At 59.9% G+C, this 1,432-nt stretch carries 1 protein-coding gene; it reads left to right on the plus strand.

Annotated elements, in window-relative coordinates; translation table 11 throughout:
- The first annotated feature begins 45 nt into the window (after positions 1 to 45).
- Complete coding sequence (locus tag NWI01_RS18565; RefSeq protein ID WP_141385415.1) at positions 46 to 1,278, plus strand: IS701 family transposase; 1,233 nt, start codon at positions 46 to 48, stop codon at positions 1,276 to 1,278.
- Positions 1,279 to 1,432 lie beyond the last annotated feature (154 nt).

The raw sequence follows: 1,432 nt of genomic DNA on the forward strand, positions 1-1,432 counted from the left end.
CATTACAGTTGCTGTTTTGAGGGGCGTCTGAATCCATGGGCACCCATGATTCGGAGATCGTGGACGCATGCAGCGTCGATTGAGGAGGCGCTTGCGTTGTGGGCGGCGTCGCTTCGAGCAATCAAGCAGCGGATACGTCCGTTGTTCACACAACAGCGTGTTGCGGCGAATGCCGGTCTGTTCCTGGAAGGCCTGCTCGGAGATGAGCCGCGCAAGACCGGTTGGATGCGCGCGGAGGCTGCCGGGGATTCTGGTCCCTGGCGCCAGCAGGCGATTCTGGGTCGTGGGCGATGGGAAGCGGATGCCCTGCGCGATATCGTGCGCGACTATGTCATCGAGCATCTGGCGGATGACGATGCGGTGCTGGTGATCGACGAGACCGGCTTTCTCAAACAGGGCAAAGCGTCATGCGGAGTGGCGCGGCAATATACGGGTTCGGCAGGGAAGATCACGAACTGCCAGATCGGCGTCTTTGCGACCTATGTTTCGCGTCATGGTCATGCGTTCATCGATCGAGCGTTGTATCTTGCGAAGGAATGGACTGACGATCCCGACCGTCTGAAAGCCGCCTATGTGCCTGCCGACGTCGGCTTTGCGACCAAACCGAAGCTTGCGACAAGAATGATCGCACGCGCGATAGCCGCGTCTGTCCCATTCAAGTGGGTTGCCGGTGATACCGTCTACGGTGTTGGCGACATCGAACAGCAACTACGCCGGGCAGGCAAAGGCTACGTGCTTGGGGTCAGCAGCGCTCATGTGTTTCGATCCTGGGGCAAGCGACCGCCGGTCGCCGGGACGGCTGCAGACATCGCCCGGACGCGGCGCTCATCCGACTGGAAGCGCCTGTCGGCGGGAGCCGGAACCAAAGGACCGCGGCTGCACGACTGGTGTTATCTCGAATTGGCCGATCTCGAGGCCGGGCAGTTCAACAGCACAAATGATGGTTTGTGGACACGCGGTCTGCTGATCCGTCGTCGCATCGCCGATGATGACCTCGCCTTCTTCACCACCTGGTGTCCAGTGGGAACATCGATTGAAACGCTGGTCGCGGTTGAAGGCCATCGGTGGGCAATCGAGGACAGCTTTGAAACCGCGAAAAACGAGTTCGGGCTCGATCACAACGAGAGCCGATCCTGGCATGGCTGGCACCGTCATGTGTCCCTGGTGATGCTCGCCTTCGCCATGATGGCGGCGATCCGACATCGCGCTAATCCGCCGCCCAAAAAAACCAAACCCCGCCCACCGGCAAAAGCCAAAGCATCACCACGCCGCCACTGATCCGTTGGTCGATCCAGGAAATTCGCCGCGTTGCCATCCGACTCGCGCGAAAGCGTATTCAACCCGCACACATCATCGCATGGTCTTGCTGGCGCAGAGCTCACCAGGCTGCCGCTCAGTGCGCTCACTTCAAATCAAAACAGCAACTGTAATG

This window comes from Nitrobacter winogradskyi, assembly GCF_006539545.1.
Lineage (GTDB): Bacteria > Pseudomonadota > Alphaproteobacteria > Rhizobiales > Xanthobacteraceae > Nitrobacter > Nitrobacter winogradskyi_A.